The sequence below is a fragment of the Ruegeria sp. TASC047 genome, assembly GCF_059612445.1.
Window position 1 is genome coordinate 90,068 of sequence record NZ_JBXWQP010000054.1, and the last position, 22,485, is coordinate 112,552.

Here is a 22,485-nt window from a genome sequence, read left to right on the forward strand (position 1 = left end):
ATTATGTGCATTTCGTGGCGCAATTTCTGTGAAAGAAAACGTGTCAGTAGACTTTTCTTTGGAAGAATTTCCCGTACTATTCAAAAAACTCGCAAAGGATTTGCAGGAATGAGCCTGGACACGACTGATCGAAAGATTCTGGCCGCACTTCAGAAGAATGGCCGGATGTCGAATTCGGAACTGTCTGAACAGGTCAACCTGTCTCCATCTGCGTGCCACCGCCGCGTTCAACGGTTGGAGGTTGACGGCTATATCCGCAACTATGTGGCTCTGCTGGATGCGCGGAAAATGAACGTGCCTACCACCGTCTTTGTCGAGATCACGCTACAAGGCCAGGCCGAAGAGGTCCTGGATGTTTTCGAAAAGGCGGTGGCCCGAATACCAGATGTGCTGGAGTGCCATCTGATGGCCGGAACCGCAGACTACATTCTGAAGGTCGTGGCGGAAAACACAGAAGATTTCGCGCGTATCCACCGGCAATACCTGTCGCGCTTGCCTGGGGTGGCGCAGATGCAAAGTTCATTTGCGCTGCGTACCGTGTTCAAGACCACGGCCTTGCCGGTCTGACCGTCATAACGGGCCGGGATAGGTGAACAGCAGCAGGTGGGTCAGATTGAACAAGAAATGCATCGCAACAGGCACCCAAAGCCGACCGGTTGCATAAAACCCCAACCCGCACCCCAACCCGAGAAGGGATGCGAATACCACAAGCGCGGGTCCTCCGCCAATATGCGCCAATCCAAAGAGCAGGCTGGCAGCGACCAGACCGCCTGTTGCCCCAAGGCGCAAGGTAATGGCCGACTGCAAGTAGCCGCGAAAGAACGCCTCTTCCGTAAGACAAGTCAGAAACAGGTTGGACAGGCAAAAAACCAGCCACCGATAAGGGGCTGAGAGGTCCATGCGCACGGCGCCCAGCGATAGACCCAGCAGAAACAGGCCGGGCAGAATCAGAAAACCCGCTAGCAAAGGTTTTATTCTGATCTGGATTGCGCTGTTCAGCATTCCGGGCCAAGCCAGAAGAACGGCAAAGAAGACCATGGGTTTGTCCAGATTCAGGTGCAGTGTAAAACTTGTGCTCGAGGCACTTGCCTGCACCTGATCCAGCAGTTTCAAATTGTTGAATCCTGGCAGCAGATGAGCCCCCAATGCCAGGCACCACAGGATCAACAGCGTATGCCCCGCAATAGCCAGCAGACCTGTCTGGCGTGGGAGGAAGAAGGCCACGATCAGACCAAGCGCCACCGCCACGATTGCTGTCGGTGACATCAGTCCGGTAACCGAGGCGACACTGACGAACAGAATCAGCAGGGCATACGCAAGTCCGGATCGTCGCCCCATCGCCGCGACTTGGGCTGTGATCAAGATCAGCCAGGGCCATGTGACCGGCAATGTCGAAAAGAAATACGTCACGGCGTTCTCGTCTGAATTGTGGACCCAGTCATGCCGCACAAAAACAAGGCAATGCAAGCAACCTGAAAGCGCGCGATTGGCGCCTTGTGTCAATTCTTGTGCTTGTATCCTTTGGGCCAGACGTACACATTCGGGTAAAAGACCATATACCCGTCCAGACCCTGATTTCCGATAGAGACTGCTGCAACGGATCGGCTTCGATTTATCTGATGACATCAGGCGGTTACACAGGCCCGATATGGTTCGAACCCGATGACTGAGAAGGAGCTGATCTTGGCTTACGAGAACGATGGGGGCACCAAGAACTGGCTTGAGGCCGAATTGGAAGACACGCTGGATGAAGACTTCGAAATCGAGTTCAGCGAGCCTATGCTGTCGATGGAAGTCCGCAAAATCTATCGGGACCAGCACCCCGAAATGCTGGATCGCAAAGTCTATTTCCGAAACCTGCTGCGGTTGCAGGCTGAGTTGATCAAGGTGCAGGATTGGGTTCAGCACACTGGCGCCAAGGTTTGTATCCTGTTTGAAGGCCGTGATAGTGCGGGCAAGGGGGGCGTGATCAAACGGATCACGCAGCGCCTGAACCCCCGTGTCGCCCGTGTGGTCGCTCTGCCTGCCCCCAGTCGCCGCGAACAGAGCCAATGGTACTTTCAACGCTACGTGCCGCATCTGCCTGCGGCTGGTGAGATCGTGTTGTTCGACCGCTCGTGGTACAACAGGGCGGGGGTTGAGCGAGTGATGGGCTTTGCGTCCGAGGATCAGGTCGAACAGTTCTTTCAGGACGTTCCCGAATTTGAACGGATGCTGGTGCGGTCAGGGATCATTCTGCTGAAATACTGGTTTTCGATCACGGATGAAGAGCAACAACTGCGGTTCCTCATGCGTATTCACGACCCGATGAAACAGTGGAAACTGTCACCGATGGATCTTGAATCCCGCATTCGCTGGGAGGCGTACACGAAGGCCAAGGAAGACATGTTGTTTCGAACCAACATACCTGAAGCACCGTGGTATATCGTTGAGGGCAATGACAAGAAACGCGAACGTCTGAATTGTATCGAGCATCTGTTGACAAGAATCCCCTACGAAGACGTGCCACAGGAAAAGGTCAATTTGCCGGACCGGCGGTACAATCCTGAATACGAGCGGCGGGTATTGCCAGACGAGCTTTACGTCCCAAAGATTTACTGAGTAACGCATGCGAGGCCGGCAGGACCGACCTCGCACAATTTCAAGTGATCAGGCTGCATCCATCATGCAGTCATGGGTGAAGATATTGATCATGAAGACATCGCAGCCATCGTCTTCGGCCGTTTCGGTGTCGACAGGCTCAATCTCGGTCTCCGGAGTGGTATCTATGGTCGGCATGATATCGACATCGTCGACATCTGCCACATCAATGCCGTCATTCATGTCGTCGCGCCAATCAAACTCGTCAAACTGCGCTTGCAGGTTTTCAAGGAAGCTGGCGATTTCATCCAGGAATGCCTGAATATCAAAGCAGAAGGCTTCCGGCTCACCACCATCGACGACTTCAGTATCGGGCGTTTCAGGTTGCGGGTCTTCGGTTTCGGTGACGTCAGTATCCGGCGCTTCAGGTTCCGGTTCTTCAGTTTCGGTTACGTCAGTGTCCGGTGTTTCGGGTGTTGGTTCCTCGGTACCGGGGGTTTCAGGTTCCGGTTCTTCGGTCTCAGTGACGTCGGTATCAGGTGTCTCGGGGTCCGGCTCTTCAGTCTCTGTGACATCGGTGTCCGGTGTTTCGGGGGTCGGTTCCCCGGTTCCGGGGGTCTCAGTCACAGGCTCTTCGGTCTCGGTGACGTCAGTATCCGGGGTTTCGGTTTCTGGTTCCTCGGGCTCGGCAACCTCGTCCGGTGTTGTCGGAGGAACGGGCGGGGCGTTTGTATTGCCGTTGTCCAGCATGACAGCCGCGTCGGTTGCGGCAAAGTTTTGCGTGACCATCACGGCATCGAAGCCCTGCATGTCACCGGTTTCGATCCCGATCCCGATATACTTGAAATCCGGGTTCAGAATATTGGCGCGGTGACCCGGGCTGTTCATCAGGTTTTGATGCAACTGGGTGACATCGTCGCTGATACCCGGCGCGCCGCGTTCGGACTGCCATGCGATGTTTTCCCCGGTGCGCCAGCTTCCTTCAAGATCGAATCCCGCGTTTTGCATCCGCTGGGTTGCGCTGGAACCGCCTGAACCGGTGTGGCTGAAGGTGTCTGTATTCAGCATCCAGGTGCTGTGATCTTCGGACGAGTCGTTCAGCTGCGTTTCAAGCTGCAGCGGGTTGAGCCCGCGGGATGTGCGCTCCTGGTTTATCAGCGCCAGCATCTCGCGTTCGTATGTACTTGCAGTCGACATATTTGCCTCCGTTTGTGTTTGTGCCCTTGCGGACGGGCTCACTTAGAGGCGGGGACGTCGGGGGCGATAGAGGGCGGCGCAATTCAGGCGAGTTTTGGCGGCGCGATGCTACCGAGACGAGATTCGCTGCGCTGCAAAGCGCCGGGCAAAACACTGCCTGTACGGAATTGGCAGCTTGCCGCACAACCTGAACCACGAGTCGGCGGATTGTATCCGAGCCCTGAAACGACAAACCCCCGGGCCATGCCTCGGGGGTCGTCAAATAGTGTCATCCAAAGCTGGACGAAATCAAAGATCTTAAAGCAGACCTTCGCGCTGGGCTTTCTTGCGCGCCAGTTTACGGGCACGGCGAATCGCTTCAGCTTTCTCGCGCGCTTTTTTCTCGGACGGTTTCTCGAAATGTTGCTTGAGCTTCATTTCACGGAACACGCCTTCGCGCTGCAGCTTTTTCTTCAGGGCACGAAGCGCCTGATCGACGTTATTGTCGCGAACACTAACCTGCATGTGGTTGTCACCACCTTTCTAGATAGAGTTGCAAGGAAATTGCAGGAGTTGGCCGTATAGCAAAGCCGCCCTAACTTGTCTAGTACTGGGCCTGACAACCGGAGAACCGTCATGACCACCACATATGAAGATGCAAAACGGCAGCTTTTGGACGCGATGCTGAACCATGTTCCTTTCGACGGCTGGTCGGAAACCAGCTTTCGCGCCTCGGTATCCGATTGTGGTCTGGATGACGGTTTGGCACGTGCAATCTGCCCGCGCGGGGCGGTTGATCTGGCACTGGCCTTTCATGCGCGCGGCGATCAGGTGATGCTGGACCGCCTCAGGTCCGAGGACATGAGCGGGCTAAAATTCCGCGACAGGATTGCCGCTGCGGTCAGGTTCCGGTTGCAGGCTGTTGAAGACAAAGAGCTGGTGCGCCGGGGCATGACGCTGTTTTCCCTGCCAGCATATGCGGCCGATGGGGCCAAGGCGTTATGGCAGACCTGCGATCTGATCTGGGACACGCTGGGCGATACGTCAGAAGATGTGAACTGGTACACCAAACGGGCAACCTTGTCGGGGGTCTATTCCTCGACCTTGCTGTTCTGGCTGGGCGATGACAGCCCGAACCATCAGCGCACGTGGGAGTTTCTGGATCGCCGGATTGCAAATGTCATGGAGTTCGAAAAGCTCAAGGCTCAGGTACGTGACAACCCGGTGTTGAAACCCTTTCTTGCAGTTCCGAACTGGCTGGCGGGTCAGGTGAGGGCGCCGTCCAAGATGCGGGGTGATCTGCCGGGCATGTTGAACCCCAGAAAGTAACGCGTCTTGGTGCTGGGCCTTGCCTCTGATGCCTGTTAGGCATTGGGCAAAGGAGGTGCCTATGACCCAGATGATGCGTGCTGTTGAGATCACTCAACCGGGTGGTCCCGATGTTTTGCAGCTGACCGAACGGCCTATCCCTAAGCCGGGGGCCGGACAGGTTGTATTGAAAGTGTCCTATGCCGGGGTGAACCGCCCCGATGCTTTGCAACGCGCGGGCGCTTACGATCCGCCGCCGGGCGCCAGCGACCTGCCGGGGCTTGAGGCTTCGGGCGAAGTGGTTTCAGTCGGTGCGGGGGTTGAAGGACTGTCTGTCGGCGATCGGGTCTGCGCACTGCTGCCGGGCGGAGGATATGCGGAATACGTTTCGACCCCAGCGGCCCATTGTTTGCCAGTGCCTGCAGGTATGGGAATGAAAGAGGCAGCGTGTCTGCCCGAGACCTTCTTTACAGTCTGGTCCAACGTGTTCATGCGTGGCGGGTTGAAGGCAGGTGAACGCTTTTTGGTTCACGGTGGGTCCAGCGGAATTGGTACGACGGCAATCCAACTGGCCAATGCCTTTGACGCGCGCGTTTTTGCCACGGCTGGGTCGGATGAGAAATGTGAGGCTTGCGTCAAGCTGGGCGCGGAAAAGGCGATCAACTATCGAAACGAGGATTTCGTAGCAGCCATGCGCGCCGAAGGTGGGGCAAACCTGATCCTTGATATGGTCGGCGGTGGTTACATTCCGCGCAACGTCAAAGCTCTGGCCGAGGATGGGCGGCTGGTGCAAATCGCGTTTCTGCAAGGGCCTGTGGTCGAGCTGAACTTTGCCCTGATGATGGTCAAGCGTCTGACCCTGACCGGCAGCACCCTGCGCCCGCAAAGCGATCTGGCCAAGGCGCAAATCGCGCAGGACCTGCGCGAAGCTGTCTGGCCTCTTTTGGAAGCCGGAAAAGTTGCGCCCGTGATGGACAGCGAGTTTGATCTGACCGAGGCAGCCGCCGCCCATGCGCGCATGGAAAGCTCGGGTCATATTGGCAAGATTGTTCTGAAGATCGCGGGTTGAGTTTTGAATGCGCGGGCGTGTCCCGCGCGTTTACGCAACGGCTCGGCGATACAGATGCCACGTGGCATGACCCAGAACGGGCATCACCACGATAAGACCCAACAGCAGCGGCAAAGCCCCCAGGAACAAAAGCACCGCTACAATGAACCCCCAGGTCAGAATGACTCCGGGGTTGTGACGCAGCACTCTGAATGATGTCACAACAGCAACCGGCAGGCCCACTTTGCGGTCCAGCAGTAAGGGAAAACTGACCACGCTGATCGCCAGAGCGCAAAGGGCAAAAACAAACCCAACCGCAGTTCCGACAATGACCATCGTCCAGCCCGCAGAGGTCGTGAACACCTGCGTGGCAAATGCGCTGAGCGACGCTGGAACCTCGGGGCCCATCGTGTAGGTGTGAATGCTTTGCGCCACCATTAGCCAAAGCAGCAGCAGCATTACTAGGTAAAACCCCAAAACCAGAATTGCTCCGAACGACGGCGATCGAAGCACACCAAATGCGTCCAGCCAGTGAACCTCGCTGCCCTGTTCACGTTTACGGCTGATCTCATAGAGGCCCACGGCCGCAACAGGTCCGATCAGCGCGAAGCCAGCGACCAGAGGGGCCAGAAGCGGAACCAGATTGGCGTTCAGGGCAAAGCCGAACATCAAAAGCCCCGCAACCGGGTAGACCAGGACAATGAAAACGACATCTGCTCGGGTTTCGAGAAAATCCTGATACCCCGCCCTCAGGCAGGCCCGCAGGTCTTGCAGGGTCAAGGTCTGTACCATTGGCAGTTGCGTCGGATCTGTACTGCCAAGTTGCGAGACACTTTCCGTGACGTGGTCACTTGTGGCGCCCAGAGCCTGGGCCGCCCAGCTGATCGGATTTCCGATTGTCTTAGCCATTTCTTCACCCTTCCCTGGCGAGAATTGCGCCGCGGAACGGATCCGGCATTCAGTTGCCCGTGGCCGGATCAACCGGCAACGCGATGCCTCAGTATAGCATAAATTTGCGAAATCTGGATCAATACTCCGGCATCGGACGGATTGCCCTGTGTCACAGTCATGTTAGCTTGATGGCAGGCAAGAGGAGGTCAGGATGCAGAAAACAGCGAAAACGGTTGTGATTCATGAATTTGGTGGGCCTGAGGTTCTGCGGATCGAAGACAGGCCAGTGGGCGACCCCGGTCCGGGTGAGATACGTATTCGGCATCAGGCCTGCGGGTTGAATTTCATCGACGTATATCAACGCACCGGCCTGTATCCCCTTGATCTTCCACATGCTTTAGGCATGGAAGCGGCGGGTACCGTTGAAGCGGTTGGGGAAGGGGTAACGCATCTTCAGCCGGGGCAGCGGGCCGCTTACGCCGCAGCCCCGCCCGGTGCATATTGCGAGGCGCGTGTGATGCCCGCAGCGCAGGTTTGCCCGCTACCGGATGGCATCACATTCGAAGCCGGCGCCGCGATGATGCTGAAAGGTCTGACGGTTGAATACCTGTTTCACCGGACCACACCGTTGAAACGGGGCGATACGGTTCTGTTCCATGCGGCAGCTGGTGGGGTCGGGTTGATTGCATGCCAATGGGCTAAATCCGAAGGCATCACCTTGATCGGAACGGCGGGGAGTGACGAAAAATGCAGCCTTGCCCGGTTTAACGGGGCCGCGCATTGCATCAATTACAGGTCCGAGAATTTCGCAGAACGCGTGGTTGAGATTACAAAGGGTCAGGGCGTCGACGTGGTGATGGACTCGGTTGGGGCGGACACATTCGAAGGATCACTGGATTGCCTGAAACCGCTGGGCATGATGATTTCCTTCGGCAACGCCTCGGGCCCGGTTCCACCGTTCAACCTTGGGATTCTGGGCCAGAAAGGCTCGCTCAAGATCACACGGCCCACGTTATTTACACATATCGCGGATCATGCGGTGTGTCAGGCAATGGCGCGTCGCCTGTTTGGCAAAGTCGAGGGGGGTGAGGTCAAAATCCATGTCGATCAGCGTTTTGCCTTGGATCAGGTTGCTGATGCGCATCGTGCGCTTGAAGCGCGGCAAACGACCGGCAGCACAATTCTGGATCTGTAACGCAGTACCCAAACGCCATTGTCCTTTGAATGCGGATATATGTTTCGCCCGCTGGGGAAGGATGAGAGGTGTTCAAAAAACATACGGCGGCGGAAAACCCGCCGCCGCTGTGCCTGAAATAGTCAGATCTTACTGCGATTGCAGCTCTGCCGGGGATTTTTCAGCAATCGTTTCCCAGTTTGCGCTCGCGCTTTCGATGAAACCCGGGATGTCGCCTTCCCAGCGCTCCTGAATGTCTTTGGACAGGTTCAGGTACAGTTTGTTGTCGACGATCTTCCAGTGGTTCGGGTCGCCGTCGAATTTAAAGCCCATGGCCGCGCCGAAGGCACAATAGCCACCATATGCGGGCAGGTATGCTTCGGGGTTGGCCTCAAAGGCTACTTTGTTTTCTTCCGACGAGAACCGGTACAGTGCCTCATCGTGCAACGCAGTGATGCGGTAGTCGCCTTTGGTTGCCTCGCCAGCGGTGAAGTACGCCACCGGGTCATAACCCTGCATGGCCAGACCGGTCGAGCTTGCGTTGATTTCAACGCCAGCCGCCAGCGCGGAGGTTGCCAATGTGACAGACAGTGCCACGCCAGTGATCAGAGATTTAAACTTGTTCATTGCTTCACCTTTCGTGAAAAGAGCCCGTTCGGCACCGCGAAAATTGCCGCCGTAAGGCCCAGATTGTTGTCCTGTGTGGCCCGTAATTGACCGTCACGATAGCGATTTGGGAAGCGGGCTGATCACGTTCAAAACAATGATTTGTGATTGTGCGCAGGTGATAGAGCCACTGTTCTTTTTTGCCGATCTCACCTCAGGCATCCGGCCTTAGGTTCAGGACAAATGCGATGACTTTGCATGCGGACATTTCACAGGGTCTTAGCAACGCGCCGCTGCCCATGGTCTGATACAGGTTCAGGCTGATATAGTCGGCTCCGCCCAGTTCGTGTGCAACCAGCTTGTGGGATTTACCACCCGCCATTCGTTGACGCACAACAACATAGCGTCGACCGCCGGAGGTTCCGGTGAAACTGCCCAAGGGCAGTGCAAAAAGGGCAGACAGAAACCCGTCTGGCGCGATCACGGCTTTCCGATTCTGGGTTCCGTTCCGGCCTTGATCCGCGCAACGTTCGAGCTGTGCCGCCAGTAGACCAGAAGTGTCAGAATTATCCCAAGGATAAATGTAGTCCCGTTTGACAGCAACAACACCCAAGTTGTTGACAGCGCGGCCGCAGCCAATGCGCCAACCGAGGATATCCGCCAGATTGCCGCCGCGACCAGCCAGGTCAGGCAGCAGGCAACACCGATGCGCCAGTCCAGTGCCAGCCAAAGCCCCAGAAAGGTTGCCACGCCCTTGCCACCCTTGAAGCTCAGCCAAACCGGAAAGCAATGGCCTAGAAACGCCAAAAGAGCGGCAACCTGGGCCGCATCTTCACCCGCATATGCGCGTGCGATCAGAACGGCCGCCGCCCCCTTGCCTGCGTCAAACAGCAAGGTCAGTGCCGCAGCGGCCTTGTTGCCGGTGCGCAGGACATTTGTCGCCCCGATATTCCCGGACCCGATCTCGCGCAGATTTCCCAGCCCCATGATCTTGGCAAGCAACAAGCCGAAGGGAATGGAGCCCATCAGGTATCCAACCACCGCCCATTGGAGCAGTTCGCTAGTCGAGTTGTCGATTGGGGGCATCAGGGTCTCCGGAACACTTCATTACCTGCCACATAAGTCGAAATGACCTTACCTTGCATCCGCTGGCCGTCAAATGGAGTGTTCTGAGATTTTGATTTTAGTGCAAACCGATCAAGCACAAAAGGCACATCCGGATCGAACAGAACCAGATCGGCTGGCGCGCCTTTCGACAGGCGACCGCTGTCCAGTCCAAGCCGCTTGGCCGGGTTAAGGGCCATGGCCCGAAAAAGCGTCGGCAGATCCAGCTGGCCCGCGTGATACAGGCGCAAGGCCGCGGGCAGAAGCGTTTCCAGTGCGACCGCACCCGAGGCCGCTTCTTCAAACGGCAGGCGCTTGCTTTCTTCGTCCTGAGGGGTGTGCATCGAGCTGATGATATCGATCAGCCCGGTGCGAACAGCTTCAATTACCGCTTGCCTGTCGTCTTCTGATCGCAGCGGCGGCTTGACCTTGAAGAAGGTGCGATAGTCGGCCACGTCAAGCTCGTTCAACGTCAAGTGGTGGATCGACGTCCCTGCGGTTATGTCCAGCCCATTGCGCTTGGCGCGCTCCAGTGCAGGCAGCGCCCGGGCAGTGGTGATTTGGTCGGCGTGATAGGCGGCACCGGTCATCTCCAGCAGGGCAATGTCGCGGTCCAGCCCCATCCGCTCTGCCATCGGTGACACTACGGGCAGGCCGCGCAGTGCCGCGAACTTGCCACTGGTCGCTGCGGCCCCGGCGCTCAGCACCGGCTCTTGCGGGTGGGCTATCACAAGCGCGCCACAGGATTTCGCATAGGTCAGGGCACGGGAAAACACCTTGGTATTAGTGATGACGTGATCGCAATCAGTGAAGGCGATCGCGCCCGCGTCCATCAGAAACCCGATCTCGGTCATCTCACGCCCTTCGCGCCCTTTGGTCAGGGCAGCCATCGGCAGAACATTGACTGGCGCATCGGCCTGCGCCCGGCGTGTCGCGAATTCCAGCGTTTCCGGTGTGTCGACTGCTGGCAGAGTATCCGGTCGGGTGACAATCGTCGTGACACCGCCAGCTGCAGCAGCAAGTCCTGCTGACCGATAGCTTTCCTTATGACGTTCACCGGGTTCACAGACCTTGACGCCAATATCGATGATGCCAGGGGCGAGGCACTTGCCGTTGCAATCTACGATATGCCCTTCAGTACTCGGCGCGCTTCCTTCGCCTCGGGCGGTAATCCGGCCATTGTTTACCTGCAACCAGCCAGTTGACTCTGTTCCGGCTTCGGGGTCGATCAGGCGGGCGTTGGCGAAAAGAACGGAAGTCATGGAACAGCCCTTTCGATGGCGGCCTTCGTGGCGGCGGGATCGGCCTGATACTTGATCAGGTGTTTATCGCCGCCCTTGGTAACGACTTGTACGAAACTGCCCATGGTTTTGACCGCCTCGATCTGGTTCAGCGATACTTTGCGTGGACCGGGGCCGGTCAACAAAGTGCCGGTCATCTCCCAGTTAGCAGCCAGTTCTTCCGACGCCAGATACCACGCGCGGATGCCAATTGCGGCGAGGCCGGCAGGTGCTCCAGTCCAGACGTAAGGATTGCCGGTCAACCACAAGACAGCCATTGCTCCGGCCATGGCAGCGGCCGCAAGCCATGCATTGGTGCGGATATACGCGCCCTTGTCCGGGGCAAAGACTACAGGATCAGCCACAGAATCCCTCCGGTGATTAAAAGTGCTATCAATGCCATAACAGCCGAGCCTATGCGGAGCGGTTTGTTGTCAATCGGCGCGGTTTGCGGGGCCGAGAAAGGCTTGGCGCTGTCGGTTTCGATCGTTCCGCCGGTCCAATTGGTCGCCTCTTCCGTGAAAAGACCAATCATGTGAAGCCGGGGATCGGGTTCAAGGGTCGTGGCCTGGTCTTTGAACGCGGCGCTGCGCAGAACCATGACCCATCCGCCGATCTGCGCCAGCGCCGCACGGTCCAACTGATCCTCGGACACGCCGCACCCTTCGTTCAGATAGCCGTAAAGCCCAAGTGCTTCGAGGTCGGATACCGGAAAAATGTCGATCTGCTCGGGGTCCAGCCCGTCGATGCCAAGCACCTGATCGGCGGCACCCGGTTCGCGCAGGAACTTTGCCTCTTCCGGGCGCATGTCCAGTGTGAACAGGCGCAGAACGCCGCGTTCATGGGGGGCGACTTTCAGATTGTTCATGCAACCTCGCGCAGGTTGCGGGCCAGAAGGTCCATGGCGGCCATGCGGACAGCGACCCCCATCTCCACCTGCTCCTGTATTACGGATCGATTGATGTCATCAGCCAGGGTTCCGTCGATCTCAACCCCGCGGTTCATTGGGCCGGGGTGCATGACGATGGCATCGGGCTTGGCCAGCGCCAGCTTTTCCGCATTCAAGCCGTAACGGTGGTAGTACTCACGTTCTGACGGGATGAAGCCTCCGTCCATTCGTTCTTTCTGAAGGCGCAGCATCATGACCACATCGACGTCTTTGAGACCCTCGTTCATGTCGTCATATACCTCGGCCCCGAACTCGGCGAATTGCGACGGCACGAGTGTAGGCGGGCCGATCAGACGAATGCGGTTTTCCATCTTGCCCAGCAGGATCAAATTGGATCGAGCAACACGAGAGTGCGCGACATCGCCGCAAATGGCGATGTTCAGACGGTGCAGACGACCTTTGGCGCGGCGGATCGTCAGCGCGTCCAGCAAAGCTTGTGTCGGATGTTCATGCCGCCCGTCGCCTGCGTTCAGAACAGCGCAGTTGACCTTTTGCGCCAGCAGGTCGACCGCGCCCGAATGCGGGTGACGCACCACCAAAAGGTCAGGATGCATCGCGTTCAGGGTCAGCGCAGTGTCGATCAGCGTCTCGCCCTTTTTGATCGAACTGGCCTGCATCGCCATGTTCATCACATCTGCACCCAGACGCTTGCCAGCCAGTTCGAAGCTTGCCTGCGTTCGGGTCGAGTTTTCAAAGAACATGTTGATCTGGGTGAGCCCCGACAACACATCCGAATGCTTGGTCGACTGGCGGTTCATGTCGACATAGGTTTCGGCCAGATCGAGAATTTCGGTGATATCGGATTGCGACAGATGCTCGATGCCAAGAAGGTGACGATGGGCGAAACGCATGGGCGGGCTCCTGTCTGACAATCGGGCCGCTTATAGAAAGCCACGCGGTGCAAAGCAACCTAAGGATCAGAACCCTCTGGCAGTTTTTCGCAGCCACCCTCTGGCAGACATTGTTCACCCGGTTTGCACCATTTGCCGTATCCGCAGTCGATGGCTTTGATCGGCACGCAGCCCTGATGGTCCGAGCATTTGAATCCCGGACGGCACTGCGAGCCTGTTTCTTCGCACAGGAACCATCCAGGACGGGAACACCCCCCACCCGGCAGACAGGACGAGCCTCGCGCACAAGTTCGGCCATCCTCGCATATCGTAGGAGGGGCTGTACCCGGATCTGGTGTGATCCGTTCACATTCGCCGCGCCCATTGCAAAAACTGTCACCGGGGCAATCCAGACGCGATGTGCATTTGTTCGCGCCTGCGGGTGCACAACGCGCTCCACCCGCCACGCAGCGTTCAAACGGGCCGCAACTGCGCCCGCCACCGCAATAGGTGCCGCCCAGCGGTATGCAGTGCCCATCAAAGCTGCATCTTTGACCACCGGAACAACAGGTGGTGCCGCATTTGAACTGGCCCGCACGGCACTGGCCCTGTGCGTCGTGGAACGTCGCCAATGCCGGATTGCCGGTAAGCACCAGCCCAAGCCCGATCAGGGGGATTCGCAAGGTTCTGAGCATCGTGCCCTGATGGTCGGCGCGACAGAGCGACCGATCAAGCCCAATTCGCTTTCCATCAGCCCTCAGGCGGGTAAATTATCCATATGGAATCGGGCTTGGACTATTACTCTGCACGGGCCTTGCTGGAATGGCAGGTCGAACTGGGCGTGACCGAGGCAATCGGGGACGCTCCGGTTGATCGATATTCGGTGTCGGATACGTCACCAAAGCCCAAGAGGGCAGAGGTTGCGGTAACCACCCCGTCAAAGCCCGGACGGACCGACCCGGTAACGGTTGCGCAAGCAGCGGCCAAGGGGGCGGGGTCACTGGATCAGCTGCGCGATGCGATGGAAGCTTTTGATCACTGCGAGCTGAAGCGCGGGGCGCGGCAGTTGGTTTTTGCTGATGGAACGCCCGGTGCGCGGGTGATGATCATCGGTGAGGCGCCGGGCCGCGACGAAGACCGCGAGGGCAAGCCCTTTGTCGGGCGCGCGGGCCAGTTGCTGGATCGCATGTTGGCCGCGATTGATCTGGATCGCAGGCAGAACGTCTATATCACAAACGTGCTGCCATGGCGGCCCCCACAGAACCGTGACCCAAAGCCCGAAGAAATCGGGATGATGAAGCCCTTCCTGGAACGTCACGTGGCGCTGGCCCGGCCCGAGGTTCTGGTGGTGATGGGTAATATCAGCTGTCAGGCCGTTCTGGGCAAGCGCGGGATTACCCGATTGCGCGGCCAATGGGATCAGGCGATGGACCTGCCTGTGATCCCAATGTTTCATCCAGCTTATTTGCTGCGCCAGCCGCAAATGAAGCGACAGGCCTGGGCTGATCTGCTGGAGTTACAAGCCCGGCTGCGAGGTGAGTCATGAAGATCTTGGCGTTTTCCGATCTTCATATGGCGCGCAACCGCGCCGCTGATCTGGTGGCGGCCAGCGCTGATGCCGACCTGGTTATCGGCGCAGGGGATTATTGCAATATGCGGCAGGGTCTGGACGAGGCGATGCAAATGCTTTCGGGCGTTTCAGCGCCGCTGGTCCTGATACCCGGGAATGCAGAAAGCGCAGAGGATCTGGGCAAAGCTGTGCCCGAGGGTGTGCATGTTCTGCATGGAACGGGAATGACGGTGGATGGATTGCGCCTGTTCGGGCTTGGCTACGGTGTTCCACCCACACCGTTTGGTGATTGGTCCTGCGATCTGACCGAGGGTGAGGCCGCCGAACTGCTGGCGCGCTGCAGCGGAGCAGATATCCTGATTTCGCACTCACCGCCCAAGGGCCATGGGGATGTGACCTCGCAAGGCATGGCTGTGGGCTCGATCGCTGTTCGGGACGCGATCGAGCGGATACAGCCCCGTTTCACGTTTTGCGGCCATATTCACGACAGCTGGGGATATCGCGGCTCGATCGGCCGCACCCGGATCGCCAATCTTGGTCCCAAGGTAAACTGGTTCGAGGTCGCCGTATGATCGAGACAGTAACGCTGCTTGCCTTCGTTCCCGCTGCGCTGGCGCTGAACCTGACACCGGGAGCGGATATGATGTTCTGTTTCGGTCAGGGCCTGCGATCAGGTCCGCGCGCTGCAATTGCCGCAAGTGCCGGAATTTCCGCGGGTGGAATGATACAGGTCCTTCTGGCTGGGCTGGGCCTTGGCGCGGCGGTTGCGGCCTTGCCATGGCTGTTCGATGTCATTCGCTGGGTTGGTGTTGCATACCTGTTGTATCTTGCCTGGGGTGCTGTTCGAAATGGCGCAGTGTCGGCCAAGGCCCCCGTCAAACCGGCCCGGTGGTCCTTTCGGGACGGGATGCTTGTCAATCTGACGAACCCCAAGGTTATTCTGTTCGTTCTGGCCTTTATCCCACAATTTGTAGACCCGTCGCGGGGGTCGGTCCTGATGCAGTTTTTGATCTTCGGCACAATCATCGGCATCGGTGGGTTCGTCGTGAACGGGCTGGTCGGTGTTTTCGCCGGAAGCGCGGGGCGCCATCTGGTCTCGAATCCGTGCACCTCACGTATTCTGGGCTGGGTTACAGGGGGCATTTTTTGCGGCCCTTGCGGTCCGGCTTGCCATTCTGGAAAGGGCCTGACACCACATGTCGCGCATTGACGAAACCATGGAGTTCATCCCGGTTAAGATCGCCGTACTGACTGTTTCGGATACCAGATCGATGAAAGAGGACCGCTCGGGTCAGACATTGGTGGACCGGATTGAAAAGGCAGGCCATGTCGTCGCGGATCGGAGAATAATTCGGGACGAGCGCAGACAGATTGCAAATCAGTTGCGCGCGTGGGTGGCGGATGAACAGATCGACGTCGTGATTTCGACCGGCGGCACGGGTCTGACTGGGCGCGATGTCACCGTCGAGGCGCACCGCGATGTCTATGAAAAAGAGATCGAAGCCTTTGGCATTGTTTTCACGATCATCTCGATGGAAAAGATCGGAACTTCGGCGGTGCAGTCGCGGGCCACGGGGGGCGTTGCCGGGGGGACATACCTGTTCGCATTACCCGGCAGTCCGGGGGCCTGCAAGGATGCGTGGGACGGTATCTTGGAAAAACAGTTCGATTATCGCCACCGCCCGTGTAATTTTGTGGAAATAATGCCCAGATTGGACGAACATCTGCGACGGAAGTAGACTGGTCATACGTTCCATTCCGTATAACCGCCTTGTGGCTTGGCATATTTCCTGATCCAGCTACATTTTGTGGACGGCAGCGTGGTGCAACCGGGGTAACTGATTGATGCGATTTCTGCGGCATAGTCTTGTCGGTATTTTTCTGGCGTTTCTGGCGCTGGCTTTGTTGTTCGTTGCTGCACAGATGATCGTTGGGGCCGTTCAGGAGGCTTTGACGCGTGAGAACGCGACACCACCAGCACGAGAAAGGATCTTTGCTGTTGCGGTTCGGCCTGCCGAGGCGGAAACCGTCACCCCATATCTTGAAGCTTTCGGAGAGGTTCAAAGCCGCCGCAGACTGGAGTTGCGTGCGGCGCTTGGCGGTCGCGTTATTGCGCTGGCAGAAGACTTTGAAGATGGTGGAATTGTCGAGGCTGGCGAAGTGCTGGTTGAACTGGATCCGGCAGATGCACAATCCGCACTGGATCGGGCCAAGTCCGACCTCTTGGACGCTCAGTTTGAAGAGCGCGATGCAGAACGCTCGTTGCTGCTGGCGCAGGACGAGCTGAAATCGGCTGAGGCTCAGGCGGAACTGCGGGAAAGGGCATTGCAACGTCAACGCGATCTGGAATCACGGGGCGTGGGGGCCGCCGCTAGCGTGGAAGAGGCCGAACTGGCTGCCGCAGCGGCGCAACAGGCCGTACTGGCGCGGCGTATTGCGCTGGCACAGGCTGAATCCCGTGTGGATCAGGCATCAACCCTGTTGGCCCGCGCCATGATTGCACTGGAAGCTGCGGAACGTGATCTGGGCGACATGACAATCCGGGCAGGCTTTGGCGGTACTTTAACGGATGTGACTCTTGTGGAAGGGCGGCTGGTATCGGCAAATGAAAAGCTGGCTGAACTGGTTGATCCCAACGACCTTGAGGTGGCATTTCGGGTGTCAACTGCGCAGTATGTGCGGCTTCTGGATGGCGGTGATCGTCTGATCAACGCGCCGGTCACCATATCTCTTGAAGTCACAGGGACCGATCTGACCGCGATTGGCCAGATTAGCCGCGACAGCGGGTCTGCCGGTGAAGGTCAGACCGGGCGGTTGGTCTATGCCCGTCTGCAAGAGGCATCAGGGTTTAAACCCGGGGATTTCGTTACGGTGTCAGTTCAGGAACAACCGCTTGCCGGAGTTTACCGACTGCCGTCCTCGGTCCTAGATGCATCCGGAACAGTTCTTGTGCTTGGTCCTGACGACCGATTGGAAAGCCTGCCGGTTCAGCTCATCCGCCGCCAGGGGGACGAGGTTCTGCTGCGGGGCGACGGGTTGGAAGGGCGAGAGGTCGTCGTCGGACGAACCCCCCTGCTTGGGTCGGGCGTGCGGGTACGGCCCCTGCGGCTTGAGGCGGGTGTTGACCCTGGAATGGTCGAGCTGACGGACGAGAAACGTGCCGAACTTGTGGCGCAAGTCGAGGCGAACAGTGCAATGCCTCCGAAGGAAAAGACGCAGGTTCTAACCCGGCTGCGCGAAGCTCGTGTGCCGACGTCTTTGGTGCGCAGTATTGAAACCAGGGCTGGGGGATAAACGCCATGATGCGCGAGATACCTGGCGCGGCGGGCGGCATTCTCAGTTACTTCACGCGGCATCGGACAGTTGCCAACCTGATGTTGCTTGTCATGCTGGTTCTTGGCGCGGCAGCAATCCCGAACATGCGGGCGCAGTTCTTTCCGGACGTCATTCTGGAACGCGTCGATGTATCCGTAACCTGGGATGGTGCCGGGCCCGAGGACATGGACTCCGGGATCGTGCAGTTACTGGAGCCTGCGCTGCTGGCCGTCGAAGGGGTGACCAGTACCGAGGCTTCCTCGCATCCAGGTTGGACCCGGATCAGGCTGGAATTCGAACCTAACTGGGATGTGTCCCGCGCTGTTGAGGAAGTCCGGACCGCTATAGACGCTGTCACAGATCTGCCGGAAGACGCTGAGGAGCCCAAGATTCAACGCGGTGCGTGGCGTGATCGGGTGACGGATGTAGTGATCACGGGACCGACCGATACTGCTCAACTGGCGAAGCTGACGGATGAGCTTATCAATCGTTTATTCGCATCTGGTGTGACCCGCACGACAATCCGAGGTATTGCCGCACCGCGCATTGTTGTCGAGGTCACCACTGCACAGTTGATCGCAAACGATATCACGATGGCCGAAATCGCGGCAGCGATAGGTGCCGAAGTCAATACGGACCCCGCTGGCAATGTCGAAGGTGCGGGTGCTCGTGTCCGGGCGGGAACTGAGAAACGCACGCCGGAACAGATCGAAGGCATCGCGCTGCGGACGAACGAAGATGGGTCGAAGCTGAAGGTTGGCGACATAGCCACAATTCGGATTGAAGGCGTCACTCGCGACCGCAGCTATTATGTGGGCGATAATCCCGCCATGTCCATCAGAGTGGACCGGTCGAACCTGGGAGATGCGATAGGTATTCAGCACACGGTCGAGGACGTAGCCCGCGAGATGCAGGCCAGCCTGCCTGAAGGTGTGAGAATTGATCTGATCCGTACCCGGGCGCAAGCGATTACCGACCGGCTGAACATCCTCGTGGATAACGGGCTGATGGGGCTGGGGCTGGTTGTCATCCTGTTGTTCCTGTTTCTGAATGCGCGCATTGCGTTTTGGGTCGCGGCGGGTATCCCGGTGGCGATGTCGGCGGCGATTGCGCTGATGTATCTGGGCGGTCTGTCGCTGAACATGGTTTCGCTGTTTGGTCTGATCATTACCTTGGGGATCGTCGTAGATGACGCCATTGTCGTGGGCGAGCACGCCGATTATCGCGCCCGCCGATTGGGCGAGACACCTGTGGAAGCCGCAGAGCGTGCCGCCCGCCGAATGGCAATGCCGGTTCTGGCCGCCACAGTAACGACCGTGATTGCGTTTTTCGGCCTGACGTTGGTTGGAGGACGTTTCGGAGAGCTGATCCGCGATATCCCCTTCACGGTGATCGCAGTTCTGGTTGCATCGCTGGTGGAATGCTTCTTGATCCTGCCCAATCACATGGCGCACGCAATTGCGCATTCGGCCAAGGAACACTGGTACGATCTGCCGAACCGTGTCGTCAATCGTGGTTTTCGTTGGGTTCGGGATCACTTGTTCCGCCCGTTGATCGCCTGGGTGATCTGGGCGCGTTATGTGGTCGCCGCGCTGATGATCGCCATCCTGGCCAGTCAGGTCGCATTGTTCATTCGTGGCGACGTGAACTGGCGGTTCTTCAACGCACCTGAACGCAGTTCAGTCAGCGGCGGGTTTATTATGCGCGAGGGGTCGACCCGGTCAGATACGCTTGAAATGATGCGCATTCTACAGGACGCAACCAACGAACTGGGCCGGATCTACGAAGAGCGTCATGGCCGAAATCCAATTGACTATGTCCTAGCCGAAGTTGGGGGCAATGCCGGGCGTGCGCTTGCTGCGGCTGACGGCAAGGACGGCAGTGTGCTGGGTGGTATTTCGATTGAATTGATCGACGCCGATCTGCGCCCCTATTCGAGTTTTGAGTTTGTGGGCGAGCTACAGGATTTCGTACCGCGCCACCCCAAGGTCGAGGTGATCAGCTTCCGCGGTTGGCGGTCCGGCCCCGGCGGCGACGCCATCGACGTGCAGTTCTATGGCTCGGACGTAAATGTACTGAAAGCCGCATCTGAAGATTTGCAAACCGCGCTGTCGAAGTTTCCTGAAGTCTCGGCGCTTGAGGACTCTTTGGCATATGACAAGGAAGAGTTTCTTCTTGATCTGACGGCACAGGGTCAGGCGCTGGGCTTTCGGATCGAAACGCTGGGGCGGGCTTTGCGCAACCGTTTGAACGGGATTGAGGCCGCAACCTTCCCCGACGGGCCGCGCAGTGCCGAGATCCGTGTCGAACTGCCCGAAGGTGAACTGACAGCAGATTTTCTGGAACGAACTCTGATGCGTTCTCCTGACGGGGTCTATGTACCGCTGGCTGATATCGTTTCGGTCGAACGCAAGTCCGGGTTTTCGACGGTTCGGCGTGAAAACGGCCTGAGGGTGGTTTCGGTAACAGGTGACATCTCGGAGGACGATCCGGCACGGGCCGCCGAAATTGAACGCGTGATGCAGGACGAGATCCTGCCCAATATTGCAGCCGAAAGGCAGGTTGAGTGGCGCATGTCGGGTCTGAGCGAACAGGAAAACGAATTCCTGTCCGAGGCCCGCAATGGTCTGATCCTGTGCCTGACCGGTATTTACCTTGTACTGGCCTGGGTTTTTGCCAGCTGGACACGGCCCCTTGTGGTTATGGCGATTATTCCTTTTGGCCTGGTCGGGGCGATTTGGGGCCATTACATCTGGGAGGTGCCGCTTAGCATGTTCACGGTGGTCGGGTTGCTGGGCATGACAGGGATCATCATCAACGACTCCATCGTTCTTGTGACGACAATCGACGCATACCAGCAGGATCGCGGGTTGATTCCGTCTATTCTGGATGGCACGGCGGACAGGTTGCGACCCGTGATGCTGACAACGCTGACCACGGTTCTTGGCCTTGCGCCCTTACTATATGAAGGCTCTCAACAGGCGCAGTTCCTGAAACCGACAGTAATCACACTGGTCTACGGGCTTGGTTTCGGAATGTTGCTGGTGTTGGTACTTGTGCCTGCCTTGCTGGGAGTTCTCAATGACGTGGCGCGTCCGATGACAGCCATGCGCCGTGCTGCACGGGCCCCTGACAAGGTTGTTCGTGGCGCGTTGGCCGGAACCGGCGTGATGCTTGGGATCTGGTTTGCCTTGACGATGATCTGGCCCACCGTCAACGGTGCACCGCTTGCCATGCTACAAGGTCTTTATCCCGGTGATGATGGCATTGCCGCATTGAAAATGGGGCTGGGCGCGTTTGTTGCCGGCGCTGTGCCGATTGTGATTCTGAGCATTGCTGCCTCAGGCATGCTTTATGGTCGCCTCACGAAATCGGCAGATGCTTAAACCGCACGCAAGGCATATTCCATAAGCTCAATGACCCGCGCGCTCATGGGCAGGTTGCCCTGGCGAATCTGATCGACGGGAAACCACCGGGCTTCCATTGCGTCGTCACCGGCCCTCGGCGTGCCCGAGCGATACTGACAGGCGACCCCGACCAGCAGGTAATGGGACACGACCAGCCCATCTGGGGTTCGGCGCAGAAGGTCCAGATTTTTCAGATAATGTGACGACTGCGCGATCACCGAGGTTTCTTCCAGCAATTCGCGTTGTGCCGCTTCCAATACGGTTTCACCCCATTCGACATGGCCACCGGGAAACCCCCACAGCCCGGCGTCGGGCTGCTTGCTGCGCTGAACCAGAAGAACCTGATCCTGATGCAGAACAACGGCCAGGGCACCGATTTTTGGCGATTGGGTCATGAATTCAGCCTGCGCTGCAGCCCTGAATATCAACTGCGTGATTGGCGCCCAGAACAGTAATCCGGATTTCCGACCGATCCAGCGCAAAAGGTGTACCCGACGCATTGATAATCTCGGCCTCGGCCACCAACGTATCGCCCTGCCGTTGCGCAACCGGCTGCGAAGCCCAGAGGGAGGGATTGCCGGGTTCGATAACAGCCACTTCATGACCACCTGCCGATGGCATGGTCACTCGTGCTTCGATACGCATACCATCTTTCGTCGGCGTCAGACGACAGGTGGCACTGGACACACGAGCTTCTTGCGCGGAATAAGGGCGTTGCGCCAGTGCGGCGGCAATCGCGGGATGGCGTCCGGCATTGGCGTCGAGCGTGTGGTCAAAGCCCAGACGTTCCGGAATACAAACGTCTTTGCAAACGCCCAGATCCATTTCGCCCTGCAATCGGACCGGCTTGGCAGGGTTGTGCGGCGTAATCTCAATCGGAAGGACCAGTTGATTCTTGTAACCGATCGACTGCAACCCGTTCTGATCGAAGACATCGGGGGCAGGCCATGTGATCTCTACACGCCCGACATTGCTTGAGCGTTTCCAGTTGATTTCCGGCGGGATGCCAGCATCTCCGGGCGCGCGCCAGTAGGTTTTCCAACCATCCTCAAGCGTCACCTTCAAGGCGGTAAGATAAGTGCCGTTTGCAGTCCGTCCGCCATCCAGAACATCCAGCTGAACCACGCCGTCCAGACCCTGAGCGGCAACCGGGGCGGCCAGATGCAGGCAAGCGAGTGCAGCGACGGCAGTGTGTTTCATCGACATCTTCATCCCTCTTAAATGCGCGGCGTTGGCCCGGATTCCAA

At 58.0% G+C, this 22,485-nt stretch carries 24 protein-coding genes and 1 pseudogene; 11 read left to right on the forward strand and 14 right to left on the reverse strand.

Features of this window, described 5'->3' with window-relative positions:
* The first annotated feature begins 108 nt into the window (after window positions 1-108).
* Window positions 109-567: an Lrp/AsnC family transcriptional regulator gene (locus tag AC2FLO_RS19375; protein WP_209506641.1), complete on the forward strand. Its 459-nt coding sequence runs from the start codon at window positions 109-111 to the stop codon at window positions 565-567.
* 3 nt (window positions 568-570) lie between these two features.
* Here the strand turns inward: AC2FLO_RS19375 and AC2FLO_RS19380 are convergent, their stop codons facing one another.
* Complete coding sequence (locus AC2FLO_RS19380) at window positions 571-1,410, reverse strand: CPBP family intramembrane glutamic endopeptidase (protein WP_496752146.1); 840 nt, start codon at window positions 1,408-1,410, stop codon at window positions 571-573.
* Window positions 1,411-1,662: 252 nt separating this feature from the next.
* Between AC2FLO_RS19380 and ppk2 the strand changes: the two genes are divergently transcribed.
* Complete coding sequence (ppk2, locus tag AC2FLO_RS19385; protein WP_267365547.1) at window positions 1,663-2,601, forward strand: polyphosphate kinase 2; 939 nt, start codon at window positions 1,663-1,665, stop codon at window positions 2,599-2,601.
* Between the two features lie 48 nt (window positions 2,602-2,649).
* Here the strand turns inward: ppk2 and AC2FLO_RS19390 are convergent, their stop codons facing one another.
* Both AC2FLO_RS19390 and rpsU read right to left on the reverse strand, forming a co-directional pair.
* Window positions 2,650-3,777: a CAP domain-containing protein gene (locus tag AC2FLO_RS19390; protein WP_496752148.1), complete on the reverse strand. Its 1,128-nt coding sequence runs from the start codon at window positions 3,775-3,777 to the stop codon at window positions 2,650-2,652.
* 297 nt (window positions 3,778-4,074) lie between these two features.
* Window positions 4,075-4,281, reverse strand: coding sequence for a 30S ribosomal protein S21 (gene rpsU / locus AC2FLO_RS19395; protein ID WP_005614280.1), 207 nt, complete (start codon window positions 4,279-4,281; stop codon window positions 4,075-4,077).
* 111 nt (window positions 4,282-4,392) lie between these two features.
* Here rpsU and AC2FLO_RS19400 point away from each other — a divergent pair, with 111 nt between their 5' ends.
* The gene (locus tag AC2FLO_RS19400; protein WP_267365542.1) at window positions 4,393-5,085 is read left to right on the forward strand and encodes a COQ9 family protein; all 693 of its coding nucleotides are present in this window, start codon (window positions 4,393-4,395) and stop codon (window positions 5,083-5,085) included.
* A gap of 61 nt (window positions 5,086-5,146) precedes the next feature.
* The gene (locus AC2FLO_RS19405; protein WP_496752151.1) at window positions 5,147-6,133 is read left to right on the forward strand and encodes an NAD(P)H-quinone oxidoreductase; all 987 of its coding nucleotides are present in this window, start codon (window positions 5,147-5,149) and stop codon (window positions 6,131-6,133) included.
* A 30-nt stretch (window positions 6,134-6,163) separates the two neighbouring features.
* Here the strand turns inward: AC2FLO_RS19405 and AC2FLO_RS19410 are convergent, their stop codons facing one another.
* Complete coding sequence (locus tag AC2FLO_RS19410; protein ID WP_480585426.1) at window positions 6,164-7,021, reverse strand: DUF2189 domain-containing protein; 858 nt, start codon at window positions 7,019-7,021, stop codon at window positions 6,164-6,166.
* Window positions 7,022-7,214: 193 nt separating this feature from the next.
* Between AC2FLO_RS19410 and AC2FLO_RS19415 the strand changes: the two genes are divergently transcribed.
* Entirely contained in the window at window positions 7,215-8,198 is a 984-nt protein-coding gene (locus tag AC2FLO_RS19415; protein WP_496752153.1) for a quinone oxidoreductase family protein, read from the forward strand.
* Window positions 8,199-8,327: 129 nt separating this feature from the next.
* Here the strand turns inward: AC2FLO_RS19415 and AC2FLO_RS19420 are convergent, their stop codons facing one another.
* From AC2FLO_RS19420 to AC2FLO_RS19455, 8 genes are all read right to left on the reverse strand, one after another.
* Window positions 8,328-8,804, reverse strand: a complete 477-nt coding sequence (locus tag AC2FLO_RS19420; RefSeq protein WP_496752155.1) for a YHS domain-containing (seleno)protein — start codon at window positions 8,802-8,804, stop codon at window positions 8,328-8,330.
* Window positions 8,805-8,997: 193 nt separating this feature from the next.
* A complete protein-coding gene (locus AC2FLO_RS19425; RefSeq protein WP_480506671.1) occupies window positions 8,998-9,267 on the reverse strand; it encodes a hypothetical protein in 270 nt (89 codons plus the stop codon).
* A complete protein-coding gene (plsY, locus tag AC2FLO_RS19430) occupies window positions 9,264-9,869 on the reverse strand; it encodes a glycerol-3-phosphate 1-O-acyltransferase PlsY (RefSeq protein WP_480585434.1) in 606 nt (201 codons plus the stop codon). Before plsY ends, AC2FLO_RS19425 begins: the two co-directional genes overlap by 4 nt.
* Window positions 9,869-11,149 (reverse strand): dihydroorotase, encoded by a 1,281-nt coding sequence (gene pyrC, locus AC2FLO_RS19435; RefSeq protein ID WP_496752157.1) that lies wholly within the window; start codon window positions 11,147-11,149, stop codon window positions 9,869-9,871. The genes plsY and pyrC overlap by 1 nt, the downstream gene beginning before the upstream one ends.
* Window positions 11,146-11,532: a hypothetical protein gene (locus tag AC2FLO_RS19440; protein WP_480585440.1), complete on the reverse strand. Its 387-nt coding sequence runs from the start codon at window positions 11,530-11,532 to the stop codon at window positions 11,146-11,148. Before AC2FLO_RS19440 ends, pyrC begins: the two co-directional genes overlap by 4 nt.
* The gene (locus AC2FLO_RS19445) at window positions 11,517-12,035 is read right to left on the reverse strand and encodes a hypothetical protein (RefSeq protein ID WP_496752159.1); all 519 of its coding nucleotides are present in this window, start codon (window positions 12,033-12,035) and stop codon (window positions 11,517-11,519) included. The genes AC2FLO_RS19440 and AC2FLO_RS19445 overlap by 16 nt, the downstream gene beginning before the upstream one ends.
* Window positions 12,032-12,967, reverse strand: a complete 936-nt coding sequence (locus AC2FLO_RS19450; RefSeq protein WP_267366053.1) for an aspartate carbamoyltransferase catalytic subunit — start codon at window positions 12,965-12,967, stop codon at window positions 12,032-12,034. The genes AC2FLO_RS19445 and AC2FLO_RS19450 overlap by 4 nt, the downstream gene beginning before the upstream one ends.
* Before the next feature lie 59 nt (window positions 12,968-13,026).
* Window positions 13,027-13,641, reverse strand: coding sequence for a scavenger receptor class F, member 2 (locus AC2FLO_RS19455; RefSeq protein WP_496752161.1), 615 nt, complete (start codon window positions 13,639-13,641; stop codon window positions 13,027-13,029).
* Window positions 13,642-13,724: 83 nt separating this feature from the next.
* Here AC2FLO_RS19455 and AC2FLO_RS19460 point away from each other — a divergent pair, with 83 nt between their 5' ends.
* The 6 genes and pseudogenes from AC2FLO_RS19460 to AC2FLO_RS19485 all read left to right on the forward strand — a co-directional run bounded on the left by AC2FLO_RS19460 (window position 13,725) and on the right by AC2FLO_RS19485 (window position 21,217).
* The gene (locus AC2FLO_RS19460; RefSeq protein WP_496752163.1) at window positions 13,725-14,492 is read left to right on the forward strand and encodes a uracil-DNA glycosylase; all 768 of its coding nucleotides are present in this window, start codon (window positions 13,725-13,727) and stop codon (window positions 14,490-14,492) included.
* On the forward strand, window positions 14,489-15,088 hold the full coding sequence (locus AC2FLO_RS19465; protein ID WP_480483057.1) for a metallophosphoesterase family protein: 600 nt from the start codon (window positions 14,489-14,491) through the stop codon (window positions 15,086-15,088). The genes AC2FLO_RS19460 and AC2FLO_RS19465 overlap by 4 nt, the downstream gene beginning before the upstream one ends.
* Window positions 15,085-15,706 (forward strand): annotated as a pseudogene (locus tag AC2FLO_RS19470) (LysE family translocator). The gene AC2FLO_RS19465 and the pseudogene AC2FLO_RS19470 overlap by 4 nt, the downstream one beginning before the upstream one ends.
* Before the next feature lie 6 nt (window positions 15,707-15,712).
* A complete protein-coding gene (moaB, locus tag AC2FLO_RS19475) occupies window positions 15,713-16,255 on the forward strand; it encodes a molybdenum cofactor biosynthesis protein B (protein ID WP_496752167.1) in 543 nt (180 codons plus the stop codon).
* 106 nt (window positions 16,256-16,361) lie between these two features.
* The gene (locus AC2FLO_RS19480) at window positions 16,362-17,810 is read left to right on the forward strand and encodes an efflux RND transporter periplasmic adaptor subunit (protein ID WP_496752169.1); all 1,449 of its coding nucleotides are present in this window, start codon (window positions 16,362-16,364) and stop codon (window positions 17,808-17,810) included.
* Window positions 17,811-17,815: 5 nt separating this feature from the next.
* Window positions 17,816-21,217 carry an efflux RND transporter permease subunit gene (locus AC2FLO_RS19485; protein WP_496752171.1) on the forward strand — a complete coding sequence of 1,134 codons (3,402 nt, stop codon included), beginning with the start codon at window positions 17,816-17,818 and terminating at the stop codon, window positions 21,215-21,217.
* On the opposite strand, the gene AC2FLO_RS19490 is transcribed toward AC2FLO_RS19485, so the two are convergent.
* Window positions 21,214-21,633, reverse strand: a complete 420-nt coding sequence (locus tag AC2FLO_RS19490) for an NUDIX hydrolase (RefSeq protein ID WP_496752173.1) — start codon at window positions 21,631-21,633, stop codon at window positions 21,214-21,216. The genes AC2FLO_RS19485 and AC2FLO_RS19490 overlap by 4 nt on opposite strands.
* A 4-nt stretch (window positions 21,634-21,637) precedes the next feature.
* Complete coding sequence (locus AC2FLO_RS19495) at window positions 21,638-22,438, reverse strand: protein-disulfide reductase DsbD domain-containing protein (protein ID WP_480899376.1); 801 nt, start codon at window positions 22,436-22,438, stop codon at window positions 21,638-21,640.
* Window positions 22,439-22,485: the final 47 nt, after the last annotated feature.